Below are 23,581 nucleotides of genomic sequence, written 5' to 3'. Positions count from 1 at the left end.
GGGAACCATCTGCCTCTGTTTATAAGTCGATTGGTTTAGCGGTCGACGTGAAGAGTCGTAGCGCTAGAATACCGAGAATGACGGCATACATAAAGAAATAGACCTCTTTCGGTAAAGACAACCAGAAGGCACCGATCATCGGACCTGAGATCGAGCCGATGCTGAATGAAATACTGTAGAGCATGTTTCCCGTCGGCAGTAACGAACGGGGAAGCACCTCTGTCATATGCGCCAAACCGAGTGAATAAGTCGATCCTAGCCCGGCGCCGGCAAGTGCGAATAGGAAGAGTAGACCGACATAGGAATCGACAACAAGATTCGCCAAAGTGAATACGAGGGTACCAAGCGTCAGCACGATTTGTAAGATCCGCTTCTTACCGTACAAGTCTGCGAGGCGACCAAGAGGAAGCTGAACGACAATCGACATGACGATGAACGTCGTGATGAGTGTGCTCGTTTCCGTCAAACTCATCCCATTCCGAGACGTAAAAATGGGAAAGTTGGCATTTAAGCTCGCTTCGAGAAACCCATATGTAAAGGCAGGGAGAAGCGTGTATCCCGCACCGACAAGAATCAGGCGAATTCGTCCTTTCGAGTCGGTCTTCACTTTTTCGACCTCCGGAAACTCGTTCTCGACTTTAAAGACGAGCATCAACGAAGCGAGACAGAAGAAGACGATGATGAGGAACGGTAACCAAAACCATAGGTCGACGAGTGGTGCGATCAATGGACCGATGGCAAAACCGAGACTGAAAGACATTCCATAATACGCCATCGCTCGACCGAGACTGCTCTTTTCACTTGCTGAGGTCACCCATACTTGTGACCCGTAGTGTAGAGCCGAGTCGCCGAATCCGATGAAGAAGCGCATCATCGCCCAAACGAGTAAGGACGGCCAAATCGGTAAAGCGAAGGTCGCGACAGCCGTCAATACGATACCGAGGACGATGGTCGGTCGGAATCCATATTTACGGACGAATCGCTCCAGGAGAGGCGCAGAGACGATCACACCGACGTAAAGCATCGTCGCGTTCAGTCCGTTCACCCAGGCCGGGGCCCCATCCCGTTCAATCAACGTGGATAAGAGTGGGATGAGCGCACCTTGAATCAAACCGGAAATAAAGACAATCAATAGTAAAATCATAAAACGAAAACGGAGCATAGGTTCACCTCATGAAGTCAAAGTAAAAAGCCGAGAAGGGTCTCAGCTTTTCGTGTCGTCAATCGGTTGTGGAGAGTGATTCAAATGCAGCAATTCATCATCCCAACTGCCTTGACTAAACATTTCATCATGCTCTACTTTGTCTGAAACGAATGCGGCTGTCAATAAGATGCTCAGTACTCCGCCAAAAATAATGATGGCCATCACGGTAATCATGAGGATATAAATCGCAGTCATCTACACGCACCTCGATTCATTTAATATACAGAACATTTCCCGAATCGAAATATTTAAAACGATGTAGCTTTACGAGATTGGAAATCGACCGTCGGATAATATGCTTGTTTAACGAGTGCGTTCGGCCCGAGACACTTCACGGCAGGGCAGTGACAAGAGAGTGTAGCGTTCAATTGGCTGTTCGTCCACTTATCATACGCCTCTTGGAATGGTGTGTCATAGACGGTGCCGAGTGAACCGAGTTCATCACCGAAATCGGTCACGATGATCTGTCCGTCAAAGATATTCGTATTGAGACGAGAACGTCCATCTGGGTCGTTTCGAACGGTCACGTTTTTTGTTTCATGAAGTCGCTTCAACAGAGCACGGTCTTCAGGTAGGTCAGAACATGCATAGAATGGTAACGTCCCGAACAACATCCATACGTTCTCGTCACGGGCATCGAGTAAGTCATGGATGGCTTGTCGCGTATCAGCGAGCGATGCTGATTCGAGGGCGCTAGCGAAGTCTGCGGGGTACATTGGGTGCACCTCATGCCTTTGGCAACCGAGCGATACGATTTCTTCATGGATCTCTTTCAAGTGCGGAATCGTTCGTTTGTTGATCATCGTCTCCGCGGACACAATGATTCCTTCAGATGTGAGAGCACGTGCGTTGTCTTTCATCGTCTGGAGCATTTTCAATCGTGCCTCTTCACTTGGTTTCCGGTCCATCATCGCGAATCCGCCTTCAAGGAAATCGGCATCGGTACCCCAGTTATGCGAAATGTGCAAAACGTCCAAGTAAGGGGTAATAAGATGATAGCGAGATAACGGTAGCGTCAAGTTCGAGTTGATTTGCGTGCGCGCCCCACGTTCTTTCGCATAACGTAACAATGGGACGACATAGTTGCGGACCGATTTCATAGACAGCATCGGTTCACCGCCTGTGATGGAGAAGGCACGCAAATGTTCGATCTCATCCAGTCGTTGAATCAACAGGTCGAGCGGAACTTCTGGTTCTTCTGTTTGGTCTAGCATATAACCGACCGCACAATGTTCGCAGCGCATGTTACACAGCTTCGTTGTAGTGACTTCGACATTGGATAAGACGAGTCGACCGTGTTCGACTTGGTCGAGATAGGCTTCCCAAGGGTCGAAAGTTGGGGAGATGTTTTGCATGTGGATTCCACCTTTTCATCAAGTTACACGAAATAGTATGCTATAATAGCAACTCTTTGTCACGAACCAAAGGAGCGATTACAAGATGGGTAAATCACGAACAGATACTGCCGGAAAGATGAACGTCCTAAAATCGAGAACGGAATTACTCTGTCTATCGGTCAATACGCTAGACGAGCATACGACACCTGAAGATTTACATCGCCTGTTAGCCGACATTGATTCGTTGCGCGCTAAAGTAGTGCGTTACGCCAAAGACCTAGAACAATCGTCTCGAAAGGATGAATCAGATTGAAATTAATTACAGGAGATTTTAAAGATGTCACGGTCGAACGACTTGGCATTAATGGAGAAGGCATTGCGACACTTAATCGCATGGTCATCTTCATTCCGAACTTATTGCCGGGAGAACGAGCCAAAGTCGAAATCACGCGTGTGGAAAAAAACTATGCGGAAGCGCGTGTCGTCAAACGAGATAACGACTCGAAAGACCGCGTCAAAGCACCTTGTCCGATTTACGATGAGTGCGGGGGCTGCCAAATCCAACATATGAGTTCACGTCTGCAGATGGAGTATAAGGAAGAAATCGTTCGAAACGCCTTCCGTCAAAAGACGAAACTAAACGTGGACAAATCGGATATCCGTCCAACAATCGGAATGGAAGATCCATGGTATTACCGGAACAAGTCACAATTCCCACTCGGCACGCGTCGCGGTGAGATCGTATCAGGTCTCTACAAACCGAACTCGAACCATCTCGTGCCAATCGAGCACTGTATGGTACAACAACGGGATACGACGAACATCAACAATGCGATTGTCCGTATTTTAAACGAACTCGATATTCCCGTCTACGATGCACGTCGCGACACGGGGTACGCGCGTACAATCGTCGTCCGTTCGGGTTATAACACGAACGATGTTCAAGTCGTTTTGGTCGTCGGACATGAAGATGTCCCTGATTTAGATGAATTGAGCGACCGCATCATGGAATTGCCGAATGTTGTGTCGTTCCATATCAATATCAATGCAAACCGTTCGGGTGTTATTTTCGGTTATCGGACAGTTCACATCGCCGGTCAGGAGAAAATGGATGAACAATTAGACGACGTTCATTATCACTTATCACCACGCGCATTCTTCCAGTTGAATCCGGCACAGACAGAAAAAATGTACCGTGAAGTGGTCGAGGCCGCAGGATTGACAGGTGAAGAACGTGTGATCGATGCGTATGCAGGAGTAGGGTCGATCGGACTTTGGTTAGCCCCATATGCAAAAGAAATCCGTGGAATGGAAGTCGTGCCGGAAGCGGTCGAAGATGCCAATGACCATATGCGTGAAAATGGCTATAACCATGTCACATACGTCGAAGGGCGTGCCGAGCATTGGATTCCACGTTGGGTAAAAGATGGATGGATCCCAGACGTCATCGTAGTCGACCCGCCACGCACAGGGATGGACCATCAATTGATCAATTCCATCATCTCTTCTAAAACGAAGCGAATCGTTTACGTGTCATGTAACCCGCAGACGCTCGCACGTGACGCCGACCAGTTGATGAAAGCGGGATACAAAGTGAATTACGTACAGCCGTATGATATGTTCCCACAGACATCTCATGTCGAGTCGGTCGTCGTATTCGAGAAAAAGAAAAAGAAAAAATATTGACGAGACCGTGAAAAGGCTTGTCACGTAAGCGTTTTCACGATATAGTTCAGATGTCAGACTTCTTTTCAAATATAGAAGTGGAGGAACATCCTATGATCTCACAAGAACGCGTACAAGAACTCGTCCATAAAGCCATCGAAGCGCGCAAACGCGCCTATACACCGTATTCAAAGTTTAAAGTAGGAGCTGTCGTCATCGATACATCAGGAAACGAAATTACAGGATGTAACGTGGAAAACGCCTCGTACGGATTGTCAATGTGTGCCGAACGCACAGCCATTTTTAAAGCCGTGTCAGAAGGTAGTGACGCGATTGAAACGGTCGTCGTCGTCGGTGACACGGAAGGCCCGATTTCACCATGCGGTGCGTGCCGCCAAGTGATTTCTGAATTCGCTGGCGAAGATTTCACGTTGATTCTTGCAAACTTGAACGGTGATACGAAAGTGATGACGAAAGAAGAGATGTTGCCTTACGGATTTTCACCAAAAGATTTAACATAACAAGCTGCGGACGTTTGTCCGCAGCTTGTTATGTGTCTTTATATTTCTTTTCACTCACTGAGTCATCTTTGGAGTGACGTTTATTCTTTTCATCCTTCACTCGTTCGTTTAATTCCTCGACAGGAATCGGGTCGACGGTTTGCATGCCGTCTTCGTCAAAGATGCTTTCTTTGTCCGTGTCTACCGCGTCCGGATTATCAAACGGACGTTTCGAAGTGGGTCGTTTCTTTTCCATCCAATCGCCTCCTTCCATTAGCCATTCCACTCGTAGAAATGTTGTAAACGTTTTCGATAATGGTTTTGAGATTATAAAATGGTGGAATGAAGAGTGCATAGTGAAGGAGGGGTTAGGATGGATCGGAAAGTGTTGATGGGGATTGTCTTAGGTGTTGCCGGTGCGGCGCTCGTTGCACCAAAAGTGGCGGCACTGCTTTCGCAACGTGAGGAAGAAGATACGTGGCAGAAGATGGATGAACGGGAAAGCGTCGATGCGAATCAAGATGAAGCGGAGCAAGGGCTCACGCAACTTGATTCAAGTCACCGTGCCGAATGGCAGGCGAACGGTTTTCCACAGACGCATGCCGAACGCGAACGACTTGAACGAGAGTCGGTCGAACAATATAAAGGGAAAGACATATGAAAAGAAAAGGCAGCCATCGCGGCTGCCTATTTACATATCAAATTCATCGTCAGGTAGAAGCGGCAGACCGACAGTGACAGTCGTTCCTTGTCCGACTTCAGAGCTGAAATGAAGAGACCCTTCATGACGCTCGATAATGTGCTTCGCAATGGCCAAACCGAGGCCGGTTCCGCCATCTTTTCGTGTCCGTGATTTATTGACACGATAGAAGCGTTCCGTCAATTTGTCTAAATCTTCTTTCGGGATGCCTCGACCTTCGTCACGTATTTCCGTAATTGCATATTCGGTTTCGGCGAACGTTTTCACATGAATCGTCTTGCCAGCATCCGTATATCGGAGCGCGTTGTCGAGAAGATTGCCGATGACTTGTTCGAGTCGGTCATGGTCACCGAGGATGATCAAGTCGAAGTCTAAATCCGATTCGATTGTCACGCCTTTCGCACGGGCAATCGGTTCAAGACGATAGAGGACGTCTTCAAGTACTTGCGAGTAAACGACCGGTTCTTTCGTCATCGGGTACGAATCGCGCTCTAGCTGGGCGAGATCGAGTAAGTCCGTGACAAGGCGCTGAAGCCGGTTCGTCTCGTTCTCGATGATGTCGTAATATTGCGCCCTCGTTTTTTCATCCAATGACTCATCTTGGAGCATCTCGGTATAACCGCGGATGTAAGAGAGTGGCGTGCGAAGTTCGTGACTGACGTTAGCGAGAAACTCTTTACGCTGTTCTTCAACAAGTCCGAGCGATTCCGCCATCGAGTTGAGCGTGTCTGCTAGTTCACCAATTTCGTCATCGTAGACAATCGGAATGCGGTGGGAGAAATCACCTTGCGCATAGACTTGAGAGGCACGCTTCATCTGAATGAGTGGTTGGATGATCGTGTCGATGATCTGTTTACCAAAAATGAGCAAGTTCACAATCATGAGGACGAGTAAAAACGTGATCATGAGCCGAATCGGTTGGAACGGTTCACTGATTTTACTGAGCTCCATATACAAAATGAGTGCATTGTCGAGTTCATCGTCGCGGATGAGAGGAAATGCGGTCATCAAAATGTCGACGTCCTCGGTCGGATGTTTCCGGGTCACCGAGATGGCATAACCGTCCTGCAACCGTTCGAGGTCTTGCTGCCTTAAAAAAGTTTTACCGGAGCCGAGTGTGTCCTCTCGAACGGAGGAGAGGAACACTTTCGTTTCGGTCAATTCGTTCGTGTACGTCATACTATCGGCGAACGCGTCCGAGAAACCGTCGGCCTTATAGATGGTGACAAGTTTCTCACCGCGATTGATGAGCAGTTCTTCTTGCGTTTGAATATAGAACTTGTCGTACAGATAAAACGTCATGATGAGAAACACGAACGCTGAGAAGAGGCTGGCTGTCCAGATGGTAATCCAAATCCGCTTCCTGATCGTGTATCGTTTCATCCGTTTGCCTCGAATTTGTAGCCAATTCCCCAGACTGTCTGAATATAACCGCCCGCCTCGCCGAGTTTCAGGCGAAGCGTCTTAATGTGAGTATCCACCGTGCGAAGGTTACCATGATACTCGGTCCCCCAAATTTGATCGAGCAATTGTTCACGAGAGAATACTTTTTCGTCGTTCGTGATGAATAGGTAGAGCAAATCAAACTCTTTTCGTGTCAAGTTGACGATCTTCCCTTTCACACTGACGGTACGTCCTTCGATATCGATTGAGAGGACCCCGACATCAAACGTCGCTTCTTGTTCTTTTGAGAAGCTGTGCGTGCGACGGAGCGTCGCTTCGATTCGTGCGAGTAATTCGCGTGGGCTAAACGGTTTCGTGATGTAATCGTCTGCCCCGATTTTGAGGCCGTGAATGCGGTCGAGCTCTTCTGAGCGTGCCGTCAACAGGATGATGGGTACGTTTGAGAACTCACGGATGCGCATGCAAGCCGTCAATCCGTCGAGTTCCGGCATCATCACATCAAGTAAGACGAGATGGAACGTCTCTTCTTTCAAACGTTCAATCGCTTCAAGGCCGTTTGAGGCGGTGACCGTCTCATACCCTTCTTTTTCTAAATTTGATACAAGTAAATCGCGCATTTGTTCTTCGTCGTCGGTCACGAGGATACGAAACATTGATTCTGACATATGCCATTCTCCTTTGCAAAACGGTTAACGGGAGTTGTGATAAATCCCTCATACTTCTATCATACCTATCTCTTCGAATTAGAACAGATTTATTCGGCTCCGACAAGTTCCCTCCATCAAATCCACACAAAAACGCCACAAAAAAGCCAATTCTTTGACAGAATTGGCTCATGCTTCGAGTTGTGCCTCGTATGGCACTTCGTATTCCGGGACGTGCAGGGCATGCAAGTACAATTGGAAGCTCGACTTGGATACCTCGTATAAAACATACTCCACGTCACCTTGGTTGATCTCCGCGAGCAGTTCAGAGCGGATCTCGTTCGCGCAAAACGCGTACGGGAGCTTCTCTGCTGCCGCAATCGATCGTTCATTCGATTTACGGATTTTTAAAAAAACGCTCTCAATATCAAGCTCGAAGAACAGTTCTGAGAAGAACGCCTCTTTCGCCACTTGATTATAACCTTTGCCGTGATACGGCTTGCCAAGCCACGTGCCGAGGAATCCATAGCCGGATTCGACATCGAACAAGCTGATCGTCCCAATCGGGGTGCCATACTCGTTCGTGATGGTACGTGAGATGATATTTCCTTGCTCTTCTAGCTCGATGATTTGCTTCGTGCTAAATAAAAACTCGTCAAAATGGACCGTCTTTTGACGGACATACGGAAAGACATCTGGGTGTTGCATCAGTTCGAACAACTCCGCGCAGTCGGTGAGCTCACGAAATTTGAGCACCTTTACATTCCTCCTCCTATTTCAGACCGCTGAAGAATAGTCGTAACGAAAGCATACTTCTGGCTTCGCTGTTCGAACCGCCTTGGCTGCTTTATGAAGTTACAAGATAATTTTATATAGTATTTTTAAAAAAGCAAGTAAATTATGCGTAAAAACCCTTATGAAAAATAATGAAAATTACTCGACCTCATGATGGGTTTCAGCACGGTCCGTTTTGTACACGACTTCACCGTTCACAATCGTCATAATCGGCTTCGATAAGTAGTCGAGCGGGAAGTGACTCCAAAGCACCAAATCGGCATCTTTTCCGACTTCGAGAGAGCCGATTCGGTCGGCGACACCTAGTGATTCAGCTGGATTGATGGTGATTCCGCGTAACGCGATGTCGACAGGCAGTCCTTCACGTGCTGCAAGTCCGGCGCACAAGTTCAAATATTGGACCGGCGTGTACGGATGATCGGTCGTGATGGAGACAATCATGCCGTGCTCATGGAGAATGCGATACGTCTCCCACGTCTTGTTCTGAAGCTCGATTTTAGATTTTCGAGTAAACGTCGGTCCGACGGTGACATGTTTCACACCGAGTTCTTGTAGTTTTTCAACGACAAGATGACCTTCTGTACAATGTTCGATACGATAGTCGAGATTGAACTCTTGGGCAAAGCGAACGACAGATAAAATGTCATCGGCGCGGTGGGCATGCACACGAATCGGCATCTCTCGGTCGAGGGCAAGTTGAATCATCTGACTGCCGAACGTTCCGATCGTTTTGGTCGACCCGACGGTACGGAACGCTTCACGAAGCAACCCCATAATCCCCATCCGCGTCAAATCACCGGTTTTCCCCATACTATGAATCCGTTTCGGGTTTTCGCCGAGCGCCATCTTCAATCCGGCATAACGACGGACGATCATGTCGTCAATATAGCGACCGTGTGTTTTGATGACACTGGTCACACCACCGATGACGTTCATACTTCCTGGCATGACCTGAACGGCGGTTACGCCTGCCATCAGCGCTTCTTGAAATCCTTCGTCAAGCGGGTATACCCCGTCAATCGCACGTGCATGAGGCGTCATCGCTTCGACCGTTTCATTGGCGTCGTTTCCGACAGAGCCGGTTCCTTCATCATATAATCCGAGGTGGGTGTGAGCATCGATGAAGCCGGGGAATAAAAAGTTTCCTTCGGCTTCAATGACATGCTCCCCGTCAGTCGGTTCAAGTAAATCGGACATTTCGACAATTTTCCCGTCCCGAACACGGAGGTCTCCGTAAAAATGGGGGGCAGTGATGGGGTAAATATGGGCATTTCGGATTAGTAAGTGACTCACAATTCATTCTCCTTAAACATCTTGTAGTAGTTGTGTTAGAGCCGGTTCCAATGTTTCATAGCGGAAGTCGAAACCGTGTTGAAGTGCCTTCGTAGGAACGACTTTCGCACCTTCTAGGACGATAACGCTCTTTTCACCGAGGACGAGTTCCATCATTGGGGCAGGTGCCGGAATCCAGTGAGGACGGTGCATCACGTTCGCAATCGTCTTCCCGAACTCGTTCATCGTCACCGGTGTAGGTGCAGTACCGTTGACCGGTCCTTCGATAGAATCGGTCTCGATGACATGCACGAACAAGCGGACGAGGTCGTCTAAATGAATCCAAGGAACCCATTGCTCTCCTGAACCAATTTTACCACCGACCCCGAACTGATAGGGGAGTTTCATTAATGGGAAGGCACCGCCATCATTCGATAAGACGACGCCGGTGCGCATCGTCACAAGACGAACGCCTAAATCACGAATGGGTTCTGCTTCCTGTTCCCAGAGGACGCAGACATTCCCGAGGAAATTAGTCCGTGTCGGTAATGGGGTTTCTTCGGAATACGTAATGGAACGATCTTCACCGTATATGCCGATGGCCGAGCCGCTAATGACGACCTGTGGCTTTTGTTTCAACTGTTGAATGATCCGGACGACTTCCTTCGTCCCTTCGATTCGACTTTGAAGGATGGCTTGTTTCTGTTTGTGTGTCCATCGCCCGTCGTTGATTGAGGCGCCGGCCAAATGAATGAACGCATCTGTTCCTTCGAGTTCCTCTTCTGGTTTACTATTCGGTGTCAACCATTCGATAAACGATACCCCGCGATGGCGGGGACGTGGATGACGCGTCAACACGACGACTTGATGTCCGGCGTCGGCGAGTGCACGAACGAGTGGTTGACCGATGAGCCCGGTTCCACCAGTGATTGCGATTTTCATGAAATTCCCTCCGATATCATGTGTTGTTTCTAAAATGGGTATAAGTCAGTATATCCAGATGAATACCCTTTCTTCTAACTTATCAAAAATCCTCTACGTTTCTTGAACGTGATATGTTAGAAACATGGAATGGAGGGGAGTCGTTGTGAAAATTGCAAAGTTCACGACCCAAAAGAAGAACCAAGATCGACTGAACGTCTTCATCGAACGGGAGGGGAAAGAGGAGTTTGCGTTCGCCATCGATGTTGACGTATTCATCAAGTACGGGCTCACAAAAGGGATGGAGCTCGAAGACGATTTTGTGCAAGACGTCCTTGAGGCGGAAGAAGCTCAGAAAGCCTATAAGTTGGCCATCAATTATTTATCGTATCGAATGCGCGCCATTTCAGAGGTAAGGGACTATCTCGTGAAGAAAGAGTTAAGTGAATCTGCTATCAAACATGCCATCACGCGACTAATCGAGCAGCGCTATTTGAATGATGAGGAGTTCGCAAAAGCGTATGTCCAAACGAAATTCAACACAAGTCCAAGTGGACCGATCAAAATCAAACGCGAGCTCGAACAGCTCCGAATCCCAACGGACGTTGTTGAATCCGTATTAGAATCAATCTCACACGAAGATCTCGTAGAGAAGGCTGGAAAGTTCGTGAAAAGGAAACAACTGGAAACAAATCGTCGTTCTGCCACAGAAGTGCAACAAAGAATTCAACAAACCCTGATGCAAAGGGGGTTTACCTTTGATATTATTTCAGAGGCGATTCAAACTTTTTGGGAAGAAGAGGACGAAGATGTCGAGGTTGTGGCATGTCGGAAACAGGCTGAGAAGTTGAGTCGGAAGTTCAGCGGGTACGACGCGTTCGAACGCAAACAGCGCATGAAGATGCAGCTTCGGCGCAAAGGATTTCCGTATGATGTGATTGAACGTACGTTAGATCGAATCGCTGAAGAAGAATCGTGATGGGACATCTGTTTACGGTAGGGGAAAACACGAAAAGGTGGGTCTACATTGACGATTTTAGAATGGATTACAGCACTGACACCGATTGTGGCCGTGCTCATCTTATTGGTCATTATGCGTTTACCTGCATCGGTAGCCATGCCCTTGTCACTCGTGACGACGGCGATTTTAGCGTTCTTCGTCTGGCAATTGGATGCGACACGAATTATGGCGGCGACATTACAAGGACTCGTCATCGCCGTCACGACAGTATGGATTGTCTACGGGGCAATCGGAATGATGAATACGATGAAAGAAGGGGGCGGGATGAACGCGATTCGTTCCGGATTCGTCAACATCACACCCGACCCTCGAATTCAAGTTTTGATTGTCGGATGGTTATTCGTTTCATTTATTGAAGGCGCATCTGGATTCGGGACGCCTGCAACGGTTGCAGCACCGCTCTTGATCGCACTCGGGTTTCCACCGATTGCCGCCGTTGTCATCGCGCTATCCGCAGACGTGTCGGCCGTAACATTTGGTGCGGTCGGGACACCGGCACTTATCGGGATCGGGAACGGCCTATCTTTAGATGTGAACCAGCCTGAGTCGATTGCCTTCTTGACAGAGGTCGTCTTACAGACGGTGTTGATCGACATGGTAGTCGGACTATTCATCCCATTCATTTTAATTTTGATGTTGACGCGTTTCTTCAGTAAGGAGAAGTCAATAAAACCCGCACTCGAGGTATTTCCGATTGCGATTGTGGCGGCGTTATTGTACAGCGTACCGGCGTACATTTGGACACTCATCCTCGGATTTGAATTCGGTGGCATGCTAGGTAGTTTAACCGGTCTGGTCATTCTCGTGGCCATGGCTCGTAAAGGCATTCTCATGCCGAAACGCGTCTGGACGTTTGATGGATATGTGGATGAGCTAGAACCATCTGCTGAGAAAGTGACGCTCAAATCAACCACACGAGAATTGCCTCAGTGGAAGGCGTGGGCACCTTATCTTATTTTGACGATTTTCTTAGTGCTCACCCGTACTGTCCCATTTTTAAACGAACTCGCTCGCAGTGTCCGAATCAATCTCCCGGACATCCTCGGGGTAGAAGGGGTTTCGACGTCTTGGGAACCATTTTATTCACCAGGTTTTATGTTTATCCTGACGATTATTGCGACATTCTTCTTACACAACATGAGTTGGTCACAAGTGACATCGGTGTTTAAGGCGACAACACTTGGAGTCGTCGGGACGGCCATCACGTTAGCGGCATCGGTTCCGATGGTTCGTATATTCATCCACTCTGAAAATGGTGGCGCCGGACTCGCTTCGATGCCAGTCGAACTCGCGACGGCGGCTGCCGACACGCTCGGCGGAGTATGGCCACTTGTCGCTCCGTGGATTGGGGCCCTTGGTGCCTTCGTTTCAGGTTCGGCGACGTTTTCGAACATGATGTTCTCGAGTTTGACGACAAACGTTGCGGATTCTGTTGGACTTGATAACACGCTCGCTTTATCGATGCAGATGGCAGGGGCGAACGCAGGGAACATGATCTGTGTGTTGAACGTCGTAGCCGTTGCCTCGGTTGCCGGGTTGCTCGGCAAGGAAGGGACTATCATCCGTTATACGTTCATGCCGATGATTTACTACGTGACGGCGACGGGGGTCATTGGTCTCATTTTAGGCATGTTTTTCTTAAACTAAATCAAGTTACAATTTTTTTACAGAATAATGTTGACAATTTTCAGAACAGTCTGCTAAGGTTTGAGTAGATTTTAAAACTATGAAACGAGAGGAGCCAGAATGATGAACAACATTGCACTCACAAACACACTCAAAACATCATATGGCTACTCGTATTTAACTGCGTGACATTGGCAGCTGGATAGGGGTAGTGTCCTTTCCCTGACCATGCAAAAGACTGAAGACTACTTCAAGCGCGCTTCATTTGATTGGTTGCACAATCAGGTGGAGTGCGCTTTTTTGCGTGCTTGGATGGGTGAGGCGGAAGGGGGAAATCAGTCATGAAACTGATTAAGCAATTGGATTGGTTTATTAAAAGACAGAAACGAACGTATGTGATTGCGATCATTTTACTGATCATCACAGGGGTTGTAGATATGCTGCCGCCTTGGATTATTGGTCAGGCGATCGATGCGATTCGTGAAGGAAGTTTGACGACAGAGCGATTGATTCTGATTGTATCGTCGCTACTCGGCATTATGGTGTTATCGTACGTGATGTCGTACTTGTGGATTGCCCGACTCTTCGGGACAGCCTTTTTACTTGAAAAGAAATTGAGAGGTCGCTTCTTTGGTCACCTCCTCAAACAAACACCGCGCTTCTATCAACAACATCGCACAGGTGACTTGATGGCACTTGCGACGAATGACTTAAAAGCGGTGGAGCGGACAGCGGGATTTGGGGTCATGACATTAGTCGACTCGTTCAACATGACGCTCATCGCCTTGACGATTATGGGAGTGTTCATCGATTGGAAGTTGACGCTCGCAGCACTTTTGCCGATGCCGATTCTCGCCTGGTCGATGAATAAACTTGGGAGTCAGATTCATACACGTTTCACGGCAGCCCAAGATTCGTTCGGCGTGATGAACGACCAAGTCGTTGAATCCATCTCCGGTCTTCGGGTCGTCCGCTCCTTCGTCCAAGAAGAGGCGGATACGAAAAAATTTGATGCCATCACGGATGACGTGATGGCGAAAAACATGCATGTCGCTAAAATCGACGTCTTGTTTGAGCCGGTCATCAAATTACTCGTTGGACTCAGCTATTTGATCGGACTCTCGTTCGGGACGTATCTCGTCTTTACGAACGACATCACGCTCGGTCAACTCGTTTCCTTCAACATTTATTTAGGGATGTTGATTTGGCCGATGTATGCCTTCGGGGAACTCATCAACGTCGTCCAACGAGGAACGGCGAGCTTGGAACGGATTGAGACAACGATGAATGAGGTACCGGACGTTTCGTCAACCGGAACGGTTCACATCGATGTACCGGAGAAGATCACCTTCAAATCGCTCTCATTCCGTTATCCAAACGCGAATCGGGAGTCGTTAGAAGACATCGTCCTGCACGTCTCGCGTGGTGAGACGATTGGGATTGTCGGACCGACTGGAGCTGGGAAGACGACGTTGTTACGTCAATTGCTCCGGGAGTATCCGATTGACGATTCCCTTCTCGTGAACGGGGTGCCAATCTCGGACATTAAACTTGAAACGGTCCGTGGCTGGAGTGGGTATGTGTCACAAGAGCACCTCCTATTCTCAAAAACGGTGCGTGATAACATTCGTTTCGGAGTCGATGATGTCTCGGATGAAGCACTCGACAGAGCCATTCATCTCGCGGCGTTCGATACAGACATCGAACACTTGGAGAACGGTCTCGATACCGTCGTTGGGGAGCAAGGGGTCATGCTGTCAGGTGGACAAAAGCAACGATTGTCGATTGCACGCGCCTTACTGAAAAATCCTGAGATTCTGCTTCTTGACGATTCGCTCTCAGCAGTCGATGCGAAGACGGAATCACGCATAATCGATTCGGTCCGCACGAGCCGTGAGGCGAAGACGACCTTTATCGTGGCGCACCGTCTTTCTGCGGTGGCACATGCTGACCAAATTCTCGTCCTTCAAGATGGACGAGTTACCGAGCGCGGCACCCACGACCAACTGATGGAACGACACGGTTGGTACTATGAACAATTTATTCGACAAGGAGAGACGGAGTAATCCGGGAAAGGGGGAATCTCTCATGATCGATCAATATGAATTAGATCCGGTCCGCCGGAAGAAGACGATCCGCTCACTCGTTGGTTATGCCAAGCAAGTGAAGCGCTCCATCTTCCTCGGACTGACATTACTCTTTTTAGCGGTTGGTGCAGAACTTGCCGGGCCGTATATCGCCAAAATCATTATCGATGAGCATATTGTCGCCATCGAGCGTGACTGGGTTCAAGTCGAATCCGGCGGTAGTGTTTCCTTTAATGGAGAATCGTATGAGAAAGAAACGAGACTAGACGGTCAAGATGTGATTCAGCCGGTCTCGATTGTCCAAACGACCGATGGGTACTATCTCGTACCTGAGGCGATTATGAGCGGAGGCGTCCGTGAAGTCGATGGCGACGTGCTGACGATTTCAAGAGGAGACGAGACGGCGACATATGACAACATTGCCGCGCTCTCGTCGACCGACGTGTTCCAGTTCTATCAAACGGATTTACGAGCTGTCCTTCTCTTATCGGGACTTTACGTCGTCCTGTTACTATTTGCGGCCGGATTGAACTGGGGACAACAGATGCTCCTACAACGGTCGGCGCATAAAATTGTCAAAACGATGCGTCTTGATGTGATGAAGCATCTCCAAACGATTCCGGTACGCTATTTTGACCAGACACCAATCGGGAAGATTGTCAGTCGTGTCACGAATGATACCGAGACGATTCGCGACCTGTATTTAGGAGTGCTTGCTCGCGTCTTCCAAAGTGTCGTCATGATGATCGGGGTACTCATTGCGATGTTCTTCCTAGACGTGCGTCTAGGGCTCGTCTCGCTCATTATCATCCCGGTCGTCATCGTCTGGATCAAGTTGTTCCAACGTTTCTCGACAAAAAATAACTTCCGTGTCCGCGCACTCGTCGCGGATATGAACGCGCAGTTGAATGAGAGCATTCAAACGATGCCAATCATTCAATCATACGTCCGCGAAAATCTCGTTTATGACGAGTTCAATGAGAAGAACAGCGACAACTTCCAAACGAGACGAAAGTTGTTGAAATTGGATGCGTTGATGAGCCACAACCTCGTCAATTTCTTCCGAAACATGGCGCTCGCCTTACTCATCTGGTTTGTCGGGGCCCAAACGCTCGGTACGGGAAGTGTCTTGACACTTGGGATTCTGTACGCGTATATCGACTATGTCTCGCGGATCTTTGAGCCGGTGACACAGATCATGAACCAATTGTCACCACTCCAACAAGCGCTCGTCTCGGCCGACCGGATGTTCCAACTGCTCGACGAGAAAGGGGAACCGGTCTCATCGGAACGTCTTCCACGCTTTAAAGGGGATGTCGTCTTTGATGACGTGACCTTCAGTTATGAAGCAGGGAAACCGGTGTTGCAACAGATTGAACTACACGCCGCTCCTGGTGAGACGGTCGCACTCGTTGGGCATACCGGAAGCGGGAAGAGTTCAATCATGAACTTGCTCATGCGTTTCTATGACCCATCCGCCGGAGTCCTCCGAATCGATGGTATGGACGTGACAAATCTACCGACGCAGGCGGTACGAGACCATCTCGGGATCGTCTTACAAGACCCGTTCCTATTCACTGGAACGATTCGGACGAACGTCACGCTTGGAGATGAGACGATTACGGACGAACAGGTATGGAAAGCACTCACAGCCGTCGGGGCAGACCGCTTCGTGAAGCAGCTACCGCAAGGCATCGATGAGCCGGTGATCGAGCGTGGAGCTTCACTCTCGAGTGGAGAACGACAGCTGGTCAGTTTCGCACGCGCCCTCGTCTTTGACCCGGCCATCCTCGTCCTCGATGAAGCGACAGCGAGCGTCGACTCGGAGACGGAGGCATTGATTCAGGACGCGCTCAAGACACTCACGTACGGTCGGACGACATTTGTGATCGCGCACCGACTCTCGACGATTCGGGAAGCGGACCAGATTCTCGTTCTCGACCACGGGCGAATCATTGAGCGAGGCAATCACCAGTCACTCATCGAGTATGGTGGTGTCTACGCACGAATGCATGAATTACAGAGTAAACAACAAGCCATCAGTTAAGGAGGTCACATGGAAATCAAGGGGAAATATAACCGCGCCAAAGTGTTTAACGAACGAATCGATGATATGACGCGGAATCAAATTGAAACATTGCTCGACCAACCGTTCACACAAGGGGCATCGATTCGGATCATGCCGGACATGCATGCGGGGAAAGGATCGGTCGTTGGAACGACGATGACGATTCAAGACAAAGTCGTGCCAAACCTGGTCGGTGTCGATTTAGGGTGTGGGATGCTTTGTACGGAGATCAAAGCCAAGCGGATCGATTTTCAACGACTCGATGACCTCATTCGTGAACTCGTACCGAGCGGGATGAACATTCGGGAGAAGGTTCATCCATACGCATCTGAACTTCCATTAGAAGAGGTGCGAGCGCCGTATAAACTCGACCGAGCCTTGCGCTCGGTCGGGTCGCTCGGCTCGGGGAACCACTTTATTGAAGTGAACCGAGATGACTCGGGACGTACGTTTCTTGTCATTCATTCCGGTTCGCGCCATCTTGGGGTGCAGATTGCCGATCACTATCAGGAGCGAGCGATTCAACACATGATGGAAACACATGATGTAAAAGAAGAAATTGAGCGTTTGAAAGCCTTAGGTCGACAACAAGAAATCTCGGCTTATCTGGAAACAGAGCGTGCGTCACGGAAACCATTTCGAGACCTGGCTTATGTGGAGGGAGCGGATATGGACGATTACATGCATGACGTGCGCATCGCTCAACAATACGCGGCGGCGAACCGTCGTGCGATGACTGATGTAATCGTTGAAGCGATGAATTGGAACATCGTCGATCAATTCGACACCGTCCATAACTATATCGATCATGATGCGATGATCCTGCGAAAAGGTGCCATCTCCGCTAAAGAAGGAGAGCGAGTCATCATTCCGATGAACATGCGAGACGGTTCGCTCATCTGTACGGGGAAAGGGAATCCAGACTGGAACTTCTCGGGTCCACACGGCGCAGGTCGGATCATGTCTCGGTCGGCCGCGCGGAAACGCGTCGATTTCAAAGAATTCAAACGTTCGATGGAAGGTGTCTGGTCGACATCAGTTCGCCCATCGACAATCGATGAATCACCATTTGTGTATAAGTCGATGAAAGAAATTGTTCGTTATATCGAACCGGCCATTCAAATCGATCAAATCATCAAGCCGCTTTACAACTTCAAGGCGAACTGAGTCACGTACTCAGTCTCGTCTTTTTCTTTTTTCGTAAAATCTGATACGCTTACATCGAGGTGAACGATATGGAAAAGCGGTTAAGTGACTTATCGAAATATGAGTTAGAGCAAGAGATTCAAGTATTACATGAACGGAAACGAAAGGCTGAACAGATGGGCATGGTCAGCGAAATTGAAGTCGTCCTTCGACGGATTGCGATTGCCGAAAGCTATTTGATTGACCCATCATCGTTTCGTCCAGGTGAAACATATGTCGTCAATTACAATGACCGTCCGTTTCGCTTGAAATTCGTCAACGGCGTCATGGGCTGGGGGACGTTTGAAGGCGAGATGACAGAACGGGCCATCCCGCTCTCAGAATTGTCGGAGGTGAAGCGATGAACCGGAACGAACAATATGAACGGCTTGCAATCGTTCTAAAAGAGAAAAATGACGTCTTGAACGATTCAGAAGCGGTGACGTGGGTTGAGGTGTTATGGGAAGATTTTGAGACCTCACTTGCCAAGGCGGGCGAACCATATCCGGGAGAAGCAAAGGCATTCCAATACGTCATTCAACAGATCGATGCATATGGGGCACAGCTCCATTTGTTCCAAACGAAAAACGAAAAGTTCAAGCATTTGATGTCTGAACGGAATTTACACTGAGTCACGTCCTTAGGGCGTGACTTTTTTTATTGCAATTCGTCAACAATTCGTTATAATGAAGGTCGCTAATAGTTTGTTTTAAAGTATAGTATAGATAAACTTTCTTTAGTTGAACTCATGTTTCACTAAACACGAAGGAGGCGTTCAGTCGTTGGAAGTAGGTCAAAACATTAAGCGGCTCCGAATCAAAAAAGGATTGACCCAAGAGGAGCTGGCGGAACGTACCGATTTGAGTAAAGGATATATTTCTCAAATCGAGCGGGATTTAAGCTCTCCCTCACTAGAAACGTTATTTGATTTATTGAATGTCCTCGGGAGTTCCCCGAAAGAGTTTTTCGATGAAGACTTGAATCAAAAAGTGGTGTATACCGTTGACGATCGCACCATCTATACGGATGAAGAACGCAAATATCGGACAGAATGGCTCATCCCGGAATCGAATGAAAAAGAGATGGAGCCCATCCTTGTCACATTTTTCAAACATGGAGAGTTCAAACAATATGAGCCTTCGCGTTCGGAGACGCTCGTATACGTCTTGTCCGGCAAAATCGCCTTGAAATTAGGGAACCACACATATTTTGCCAAGACAGGGGAAACCCTTTATTATGTCGCCTCGGATTCGCATCAACTCGTCAACGACAACGACGGGGAGAGCGAATGTCTCATCGTCGCGACCCATTCATATTTATAAGTCAACAGAGGAGGAAACAGCATGAATGCAGAGACAATTATTCGCTTTGACCACGTGTCAAAGCGTTACGACGACACAGTCGTCCTTGAAGATATCAGTTTTGAGATTGAGCGTGGGAAATTTTATACGCTTCTCGGTCCATCGGGATGTGGGAAGACGACGATTTTGCGTCTCATCGCCGGATTTACCGATGCGACCGAAGGAGATATTCACTTCAGCGGGAAGCGGATCAACGATGTGCCCGCCAACAAACGACAAGTGAACACCGTGTTCCAAGATTATGCGCTGTTTCCTCATTTAAACGTATTTGAGAATGTCGCATTCGGCCTCCGCATTAAAAAATTGAAAGAAGCAGATGTGAAAGCGAAAGTGGAGCAGGCTCTCAAGTTTGTTAACTTAGAAGGATACGGCTCGCGCGAAATCGATGAGATGTCAGGTGGACAGCGTCAACGTGTCGCCATCGCCCGCGCAATCGTAAATGAGCCGGAGGTCATTCTCCTTGATGAACCGCTCTCTGCCTTAGACTTGAAACTTCGTACGGAGATGCAATATGAACTTCGTGAGTTACAGCAACGTCTTGGCATCACCTTCATCTTCGTCACACATGACCAAGAAGAGGCGCTCGCCATGTCGGATGAGATTTTCGTCATGAACAACGGGAAAATTGTTCAGAGTGGGACACCGACTGATATTTACGATGAACCGATCAACCGTTTCGTTGCAGACTTTATCGGTGAATCGAATATCGTGCCGGGTGTCATGCCGGAAGACAATATCGTCACGTTTGCTGGTAAAACGTTTGACTGTGTCGACCAAGGATTTGACCGCAATGAAAAAGTTGAGGTCATCATTCGTCCGGAAGACTTAGAGATGACATCGGTCGATGCAGCAAAACTCGTTGTCGACGTCGATTCTCAATTGTTCCGAGGTGTCCACTACGAGATTTGCTGTTATGACCAAGAAGGAAACGAATGGCTCGTCCACTCGACGAAGAAATCAATCGTCGGATCAAAAATCGGATTGACGTTTGACGAAGAAGCGATTCACGTCATGCGACTAGGTGAAACAGAAGAAGAATTTGACCGTCGTCTCGAATCCTACGAGGAGGTCCCTCATGAATCAAACTAATCAGACCGCAAAGACGGTATATTTGACGACCTATTGGATTTGGATCGCCTTGTTCGTCATCGCACCACTCGTCCTCGTCGTCTATTATTCCTTTTTTGATATCGATGGGAATTTGAGTTTAGAAAACTATCAGACGTTCTTCACGTCGACGTATTTGTCGATGACGCTCTCGTCGTTCTGGTATGCGTTTCTCATTACGTTCTTCTCGTTACTCGTCGGGTATCCGACGGCATACTTGTTGACGAAGACGAAGCACAAACAGCTTTGGCTCTTGCTCATCTTGCTGCCGTCATGGATTAACTTGTTGTTAAAGGCGTATGCGTTCCTTGGTATTTTTGGAACGTACGGGATTACGAATCAATTTTTAGAAGCCATCGGTATTGGGACGAAACAGATTCTATTCACTGATTTCAGTTTCGTCTTTGTTTCGGTATACATCTTCATCCCGTTCATGATTTTGCCGATTTACAACGCCATTGAGAAGCTACCGCCATCACTCGTTTACGCATCCCGTGATTTAGGTGCATCGAACTGGACGACGTTCCGACGTGTCATCTTCCCGTTGACGCTTGACGGTGTCAAATCGGGGATTCAAATTGTCTTTATTCCGGCATTATCACTCTTCATGATCACCCGACTCATCGCCGGGAACCGAGTCATCACACTCGGTACAGCGATTGAACAACAATTCCTTGTCACGCAAAACTGGGGGATGGGTTCGACGATTGCCGTCTTCCTCATCTTGGCGATGGTTCTCGTCATGGTCGTCACACGTGACTGGGGTGCGAAAGGAGCGGTTCGTCGATGAAACGTAAACGATTCAAATTATCAAATCTATACTTGGCGGCCGTGTTCTTCATCTTGTATGCGCCAATTCTATATTTGGTCTTCTACTCGTTCAACAGTGGCGGAACGATGAGTAACTTCGAAGGGTTCACCCTCGAATGGTACAAGTCGCTCTTCACGGACACGAGACTTCTCGTCATCGTCTTGAATACGATCGTCATCGCGCTGCTCTCGGCGACGATTTCGACCGTGCTCGGTGTCATCGGGGCACTCGCCATCTATACGGCGAAACAAAAGTATACGAAGACGTCCCTCTTATCATTGAACAACGTCTTGATCGTGAGCCCGGACGTCATCATCGGGGCCTCCTTCTTGATCCTCTTCACGATGCTAGGGATTCAGTTAGGCTTTTATTCGGTCCTCTTGTCGCACATCGCCTTCTCGGTTCCGATTGTCGTCATCTTGGTGTTGCCAAAGCTCCAAGAGATGAGTCCGACGTTGATTGATGCGTCACGTGACCTAGGCGCCAGTACGTGGGACGTATTGACGAAAGTCATTCTGCCATATATCACGCCAGGGGTATTTGCCGGTTTCTTCACGGCACTCACCTATTCGTTAGATGATTTTGCGGTTACATTCTTCGTGACAGGGAACGGCTTCACGACGCTCGCCGTAGAAGTCTATTCGCGGGCACGTCAAGGTATCTCGCTTGAAATCAATGCGTTGTCTGCGATTCTGTTCCTCTTCACGCTCATCCTTGTCATCGGATATTATGTGTTGGCGCAACGAGGATCAAAGGAGGTTAGACGATGAAAAAACTAGTCATCATGTTGGCTGTACCATTGATTGTCAGCTTCGGTCTCCTTCTTTGGATTCAGCAACTGAATGCTGCGCAAGGATTCGGCGGCGACAACACACTGGTCGTCTACAACTGGGGAGACTATATCGATGAGGACTTGATCGGTGAGTTCGAAAAGCAGAGCGGGTTGAAGGTCGTTTATCAAACGTTCGACTCGAACGAAGCGATGCTCACGAAAATTGAGCAAGGCGGTACGGCTTTTGATGTCGCCGTTCCATCCGATTATGCGATCAGTAAGATGAGAGAGGAGAATCTTCTTCTCCCAATCGATTACGATAAACTCGAAAACTTTGATAATATCGATCCGCGCTTCCTCGATAAATCATTCGACCCGGGTAACAAGTACTCGGTTCCTTATTTCTGGGGCACGGTTGGGATCGTCTACAATCCTGAACTAGTCGATGGTGAGATCACTTCATGGAACGACCTGTGGGAAATGCCGCTCGAGAACGACATTCTCCTTGCGGACGGGACACGTGAAGTGATGGGCTTCGGCCTGAACTCGCTTGGTTACTCCCTCAATACGACGAATAAAGATGAGTTGATTGAGGCGGAGCAAAAGTTGGAAATGCTTTGGCCGAACATCAAAGCCATCGTCGGAGACGAAATCAAAATGCTGATGGCGAACCGTGAAGCAGCGGCAGCCGTCGTCTGGTCCGGCGATGCGTCAGAAATCATGTATGAGAATGAAGAACTGACGTATGTCATTCCGGAAGAAGGCACGAATCTCTGGTTTGATAACCTCGTCATCCCAAGTACGGCACAAAACGTGGACGGGGCACATCAGTTCATCGACTTTATGTTAGATGCTGAGATTGCGGCACGTAACACGGATTATGTCGGATACTCAACACCGAACGAAGCGGCTCTCGAATTCTTGGATGAAGAAGTCACATCGGATGAACGGTTCTACCCGTCTCGTGAAGTGACACAAGACCTTGAAGTATATGAAAACCTAGGAAAGCGCATGAACGCTTACTATAACGAGTTGTATTTACGCTTTAAAATGCAGAGTAAATGACGAAACATCCCCGCGCTCATCTGAGTACGGGGATGT

Annotated in this window: 25 protein-coding genes; 16 read left to right on the top strand and 9 right to left on the bottom strand. The window is 48.5% G+C overall.

Features of this window, described 5'->3' with window-relative positions:
• Window positions 1-19: 19 nt before the first annotated feature.
• From KNO69_RS12480 to yfkAB, 3 genes are read right to left on the bottom strand one after another with little or no spacing between them, the layout of a single operon-like run.
• Entirely contained in the window at window positions 20-1,162 is a 1,143-nt protein-coding gene (locus KNO69_RS12480) for an MFS transporter (RefSeq protein WP_214818404.1), read from the bottom strand.
• 42 nt (window positions 1,163-1,204) lie between these two features.
• Window positions 1,205-1,399, bottom strand: a complete 195-nt coding sequence (locus tag KNO69_RS12475; RefSeq protein ID WP_015880865.1) for a hypothetical protein — start codon at window positions 1,397-1,399, stop codon at window positions 1,205-1,207.
• A 53-nt stretch (window positions 1,400-1,452) separates the two neighbouring features.
• The gene (gene yfkAB, locus KNO69_RS12470; RefSeq protein WP_214818400.1) at window positions 1,453-2,559 is read right to left on the bottom strand and encodes a radical SAM/CxCxxxxC motif protein YfkAB; all 1,107 of its coding nucleotides are present in this window, start codon (window positions 2,557-2,559) and stop codon (window positions 1,453-1,455) included.
• Between the two features lie 85 nt (window positions 2,560-2,644).
• Between yfkAB and KNO69_RS12465 the strand changes: the two genes are divergently transcribed.
• From KNO69_RS12465 to KNO69_RS12455, 3 genes are all read left to right on the top strand, one after another.
• Window positions 2,645-2,854 carry a hypothetical protein gene (locus KNO69_RS12465; protein ID WP_015880867.1) on the top strand — a complete coding sequence of 70 codons (210 nt, stop codon included), beginning with the start codon at window positions 2,645-2,647 and terminating at the stop codon, window positions 2,852-2,854.
• Window positions 2,851-4,227 carry a 23S rRNA (uracil(1939)-C(5))-methyltransferase RlmD gene (gene rlmD, locus KNO69_RS12460; RefSeq protein WP_074037716.1) on the top strand — a complete coding sequence of 459 codons (1,377 nt, stop codon included), beginning with the start codon at window positions 2,851-2,853 and terminating at the stop codon, window positions 4,225-4,227. Before KNO69_RS12465 ends, rlmD begins: the two co-directional genes overlap by 4 nt.
• 92 nt (window positions 4,228-4,319) lie before the next feature.
• A complete protein-coding gene (locus KNO69_RS12455; protein ID WP_074037715.1) occupies window positions 4,320-4,727 on the top strand; it encodes a cytidine deaminase in 408 nt (135 codons plus the stop codon).
• 28 nt (window positions 4,728-4,755) lie between these two features.
• Here the strand turns inward: KNO69_RS12455 and KNO69_RS12450 are convergent, their stop codons facing one another.
• A complete protein-coding gene (locus KNO69_RS12450; protein WP_074037714.1) occupies window positions 4,756-4,962 on the bottom strand; it encodes a hypothetical protein in 207 nt (68 codons plus the stop codon).
• 117 nt (window positions 4,963-5,079) lie between these two features.
• On the opposite strand from KNO69_RS12450, the gene KNO69_RS12445 reads away from it, so the two are divergent.
• Window positions 5,080-5,367, top strand: a complete 288-nt coding sequence (locus tag KNO69_RS12445) for a hypothetical protein (RefSeq protein WP_074037713.1) — start codon at window positions 5,080-5,082, stop codon at window positions 5,365-5,367.
• 30 nt (window positions 5,368-5,397) lie between these two features.
• Here the strand turns inward: KNO69_RS12445 and KNO69_RS12440 are convergent, their stop codons facing one another.
• The 5 genes from KNO69_RS12440 to KNO69_RS12420 form a co-directional block, all read right to left on the bottom strand.
• Window positions 5,398-6,789 (bottom strand): sensor histidine kinase, encoded by a 1,392-nt coding sequence (locus tag KNO69_RS12440; protein WP_031421106.1) that lies wholly within the window; start codon window positions 6,787-6,789, stop codon window positions 5,398-5,400.
• A complete protein-coding gene (locus KNO69_RS12435) occupies window positions 6,786-7,475 on the bottom strand; it encodes a response regulator transcription factor (protein WP_214818397.1) in 690 nt (229 codons plus the stop codon). Before KNO69_RS12435 ends, KNO69_RS12440 begins: the two co-directional genes overlap by 4 nt.
• Window positions 7,476-7,643: 168 nt before the next feature.
• A complete protein-coding gene (locus tag KNO69_RS12430) occupies window positions 7,644-8,210 on the bottom strand; it encodes a GNAT family N-acetyltransferase (protein WP_015880874.1) in 567 nt (188 codons plus the stop codon).
• A 177-nt stretch (window positions 8,211-8,387) separates the two neighbouring features.
• A complete protein-coding gene (locus KNO69_RS12425) occupies window positions 8,388-9,542 on the bottom strand; it encodes an amidohydrolase (protein WP_159563578.1) in 1,155 nt (384 codons plus the stop codon).
• 12 nt (window positions 9,543-9,554) lie between these two features.
• Window positions 9,555-10,463 carry a TIGR01777 family oxidoreductase gene (locus tag KNO69_RS12420; protein ID WP_214814507.1) on the bottom strand — a complete coding sequence of 303 codons (909 nt, stop codon included), beginning with the start codon at window positions 10,461-10,463 and terminating at the stop codon, window positions 9,555-9,557.
• 145 nt (window positions 10,464-10,608) lie between these two features.
• Here KNO69_RS12420 and recX point away from each other — a divergent pair, with 145 nt between their 5' ends.
• From recX to KNO69_RS12360, 12 genes are all read left to right on the top strand, one after another.
• Window positions 10,609-11,421: a recombination regulator RecX gene (gene recX, locus KNO69_RS12415; RefSeq protein WP_214818395.1), complete on the top strand. Its 813-nt coding sequence runs from the start codon at window positions 10,609-10,611 to the stop codon at window positions 11,419-11,421.
• 48 nt (window positions 11,422-11,469) lie between these two features.
• Window positions 11,470-13,110: an L-lactate permease gene (locus tag KNO69_RS12410; protein WP_214818393.1), complete on the top strand. Its 1,641-nt coding sequence runs from the start codon at window positions 11,470-11,472 to the stop codon at window positions 13,108-13,110.
• Between the two features lie 320 nt (window positions 13,111-13,430).
• Window positions 13,431-15,155: an ABC transporter ATP-binding protein gene (locus KNO69_RS12405; protein WP_214818391.1), complete on the top strand. Its 1,725-nt coding sequence runs from the start codon at window positions 13,431-13,433 to the stop codon at window positions 15,153-15,155.
• 22 nt (window positions 15,156-15,177) lie between these two features.
• Window positions 15,178-17,223 carry an ABC transporter ATP-binding protein gene (locus tag KNO69_RS12400; RefSeq protein WP_214818382.1) on the top strand — a complete coding sequence of 682 codons (2,046 nt, stop codon included), beginning with the start codon at window positions 15,178-15,180 and terminating at the stop codon, window positions 17,221-17,223.
• A 9-nt stretch (window positions 17,224-17,232) separates the two neighbouring features.
• The gene (locus KNO69_RS12395) at window positions 17,233-18,411 is read left to right on the top strand and encodes an RtcB family protein (RefSeq protein WP_214818379.1); all 1,179 of its coding nucleotides are present in this window, start codon (window positions 17,233-17,235) and stop codon (window positions 18,409-18,411) included.
• 68 nt (window positions 18,412-18,479) lie between these two features.
• Entirely contained in the window at window positions 18,480-18,794 is a 315-nt protein-coding gene (locus KNO69_RS12390; protein ID WP_214685603.1) for a YfhH family protein, read from the top strand.
• Window positions 18,791-19,060, top strand: coding sequence for a YfhJ family protein (locus KNO69_RS12385; RefSeq protein WP_214689241.1), 270 nt, complete (start codon window positions 18,791-18,793; stop codon window positions 19,058-19,060). The genes KNO69_RS12390 and KNO69_RS12385 overlap by 4 nt, the downstream gene beginning before the upstream one ends.
• Window positions 19,061-19,211: 151 nt before the next feature.
• Complete coding sequence (locus tag KNO69_RS12380) at window positions 19,212-19,751, top strand: helix-turn-helix domain-containing protein (RefSeq protein ID WP_031421116.1); 540 nt, start codon at window positions 19,212-19,214, stop codon at window positions 19,749-19,751.
• 21 nt (window positions 19,752-19,772) lie between these two features.
• Window positions 19,773-20,879, top strand: coding sequence for an ABC transporter ATP-binding protein (locus tag KNO69_RS12375; protein ID WP_015880885.1), 1,107 nt, complete (start codon window positions 19,773-19,775; stop codon window positions 20,877-20,879).
• On the top strand, window positions 20,866-21,687 hold the full coding sequence (locus tag KNO69_RS12370; protein ID WP_015880886.1) for an ABC transporter permease: 822 nt from the start codon (window positions 20,866-20,868) through the stop codon (window positions 21,685-21,687). Before KNO69_RS12375 ends, KNO69_RS12370 begins: the two co-directional genes overlap by 14 nt.
• A complete protein-coding gene (locus tag KNO69_RS12365) occupies window positions 21,684-22,478 on the top strand; it encodes an ABC transporter permease (protein ID WP_047795862.1) in 795 nt (264 codons plus the stop codon). Before KNO69_RS12370 ends, KNO69_RS12365 begins: the two co-directional genes overlap by 4 nt.
• Window positions 22,475-23,545, top strand: a complete 1,071-nt coding sequence (locus KNO69_RS12360) for an ABC transporter substrate-binding protein (RefSeq protein ID WP_078146387.1) — start codon at window positions 22,475-22,477, stop codon at window positions 23,543-23,545. The genes KNO69_RS12365 and KNO69_RS12360 overlap by 4 nt, the downstream gene beginning before the upstream one ends.
• Window positions 23,546-23,581 lie beyond the last annotated feature (36 nt).

Source organism: Exiguobacterium sp. s131 (genome assembly GCF_018617345.1).
Taxonomy (GTDB): domain Bacteria; phylum Bacillota; class Bacilli; order Exiguobacteriales; family Exiguobacteriaceae; genus Exiguobacterium; species Exiguobacterium profundum.
The sequence above is the reverse complement of the archived record's forward strand: the minus strand, read 5'-3'. Positions and strand labels throughout refer to the sequence as shown.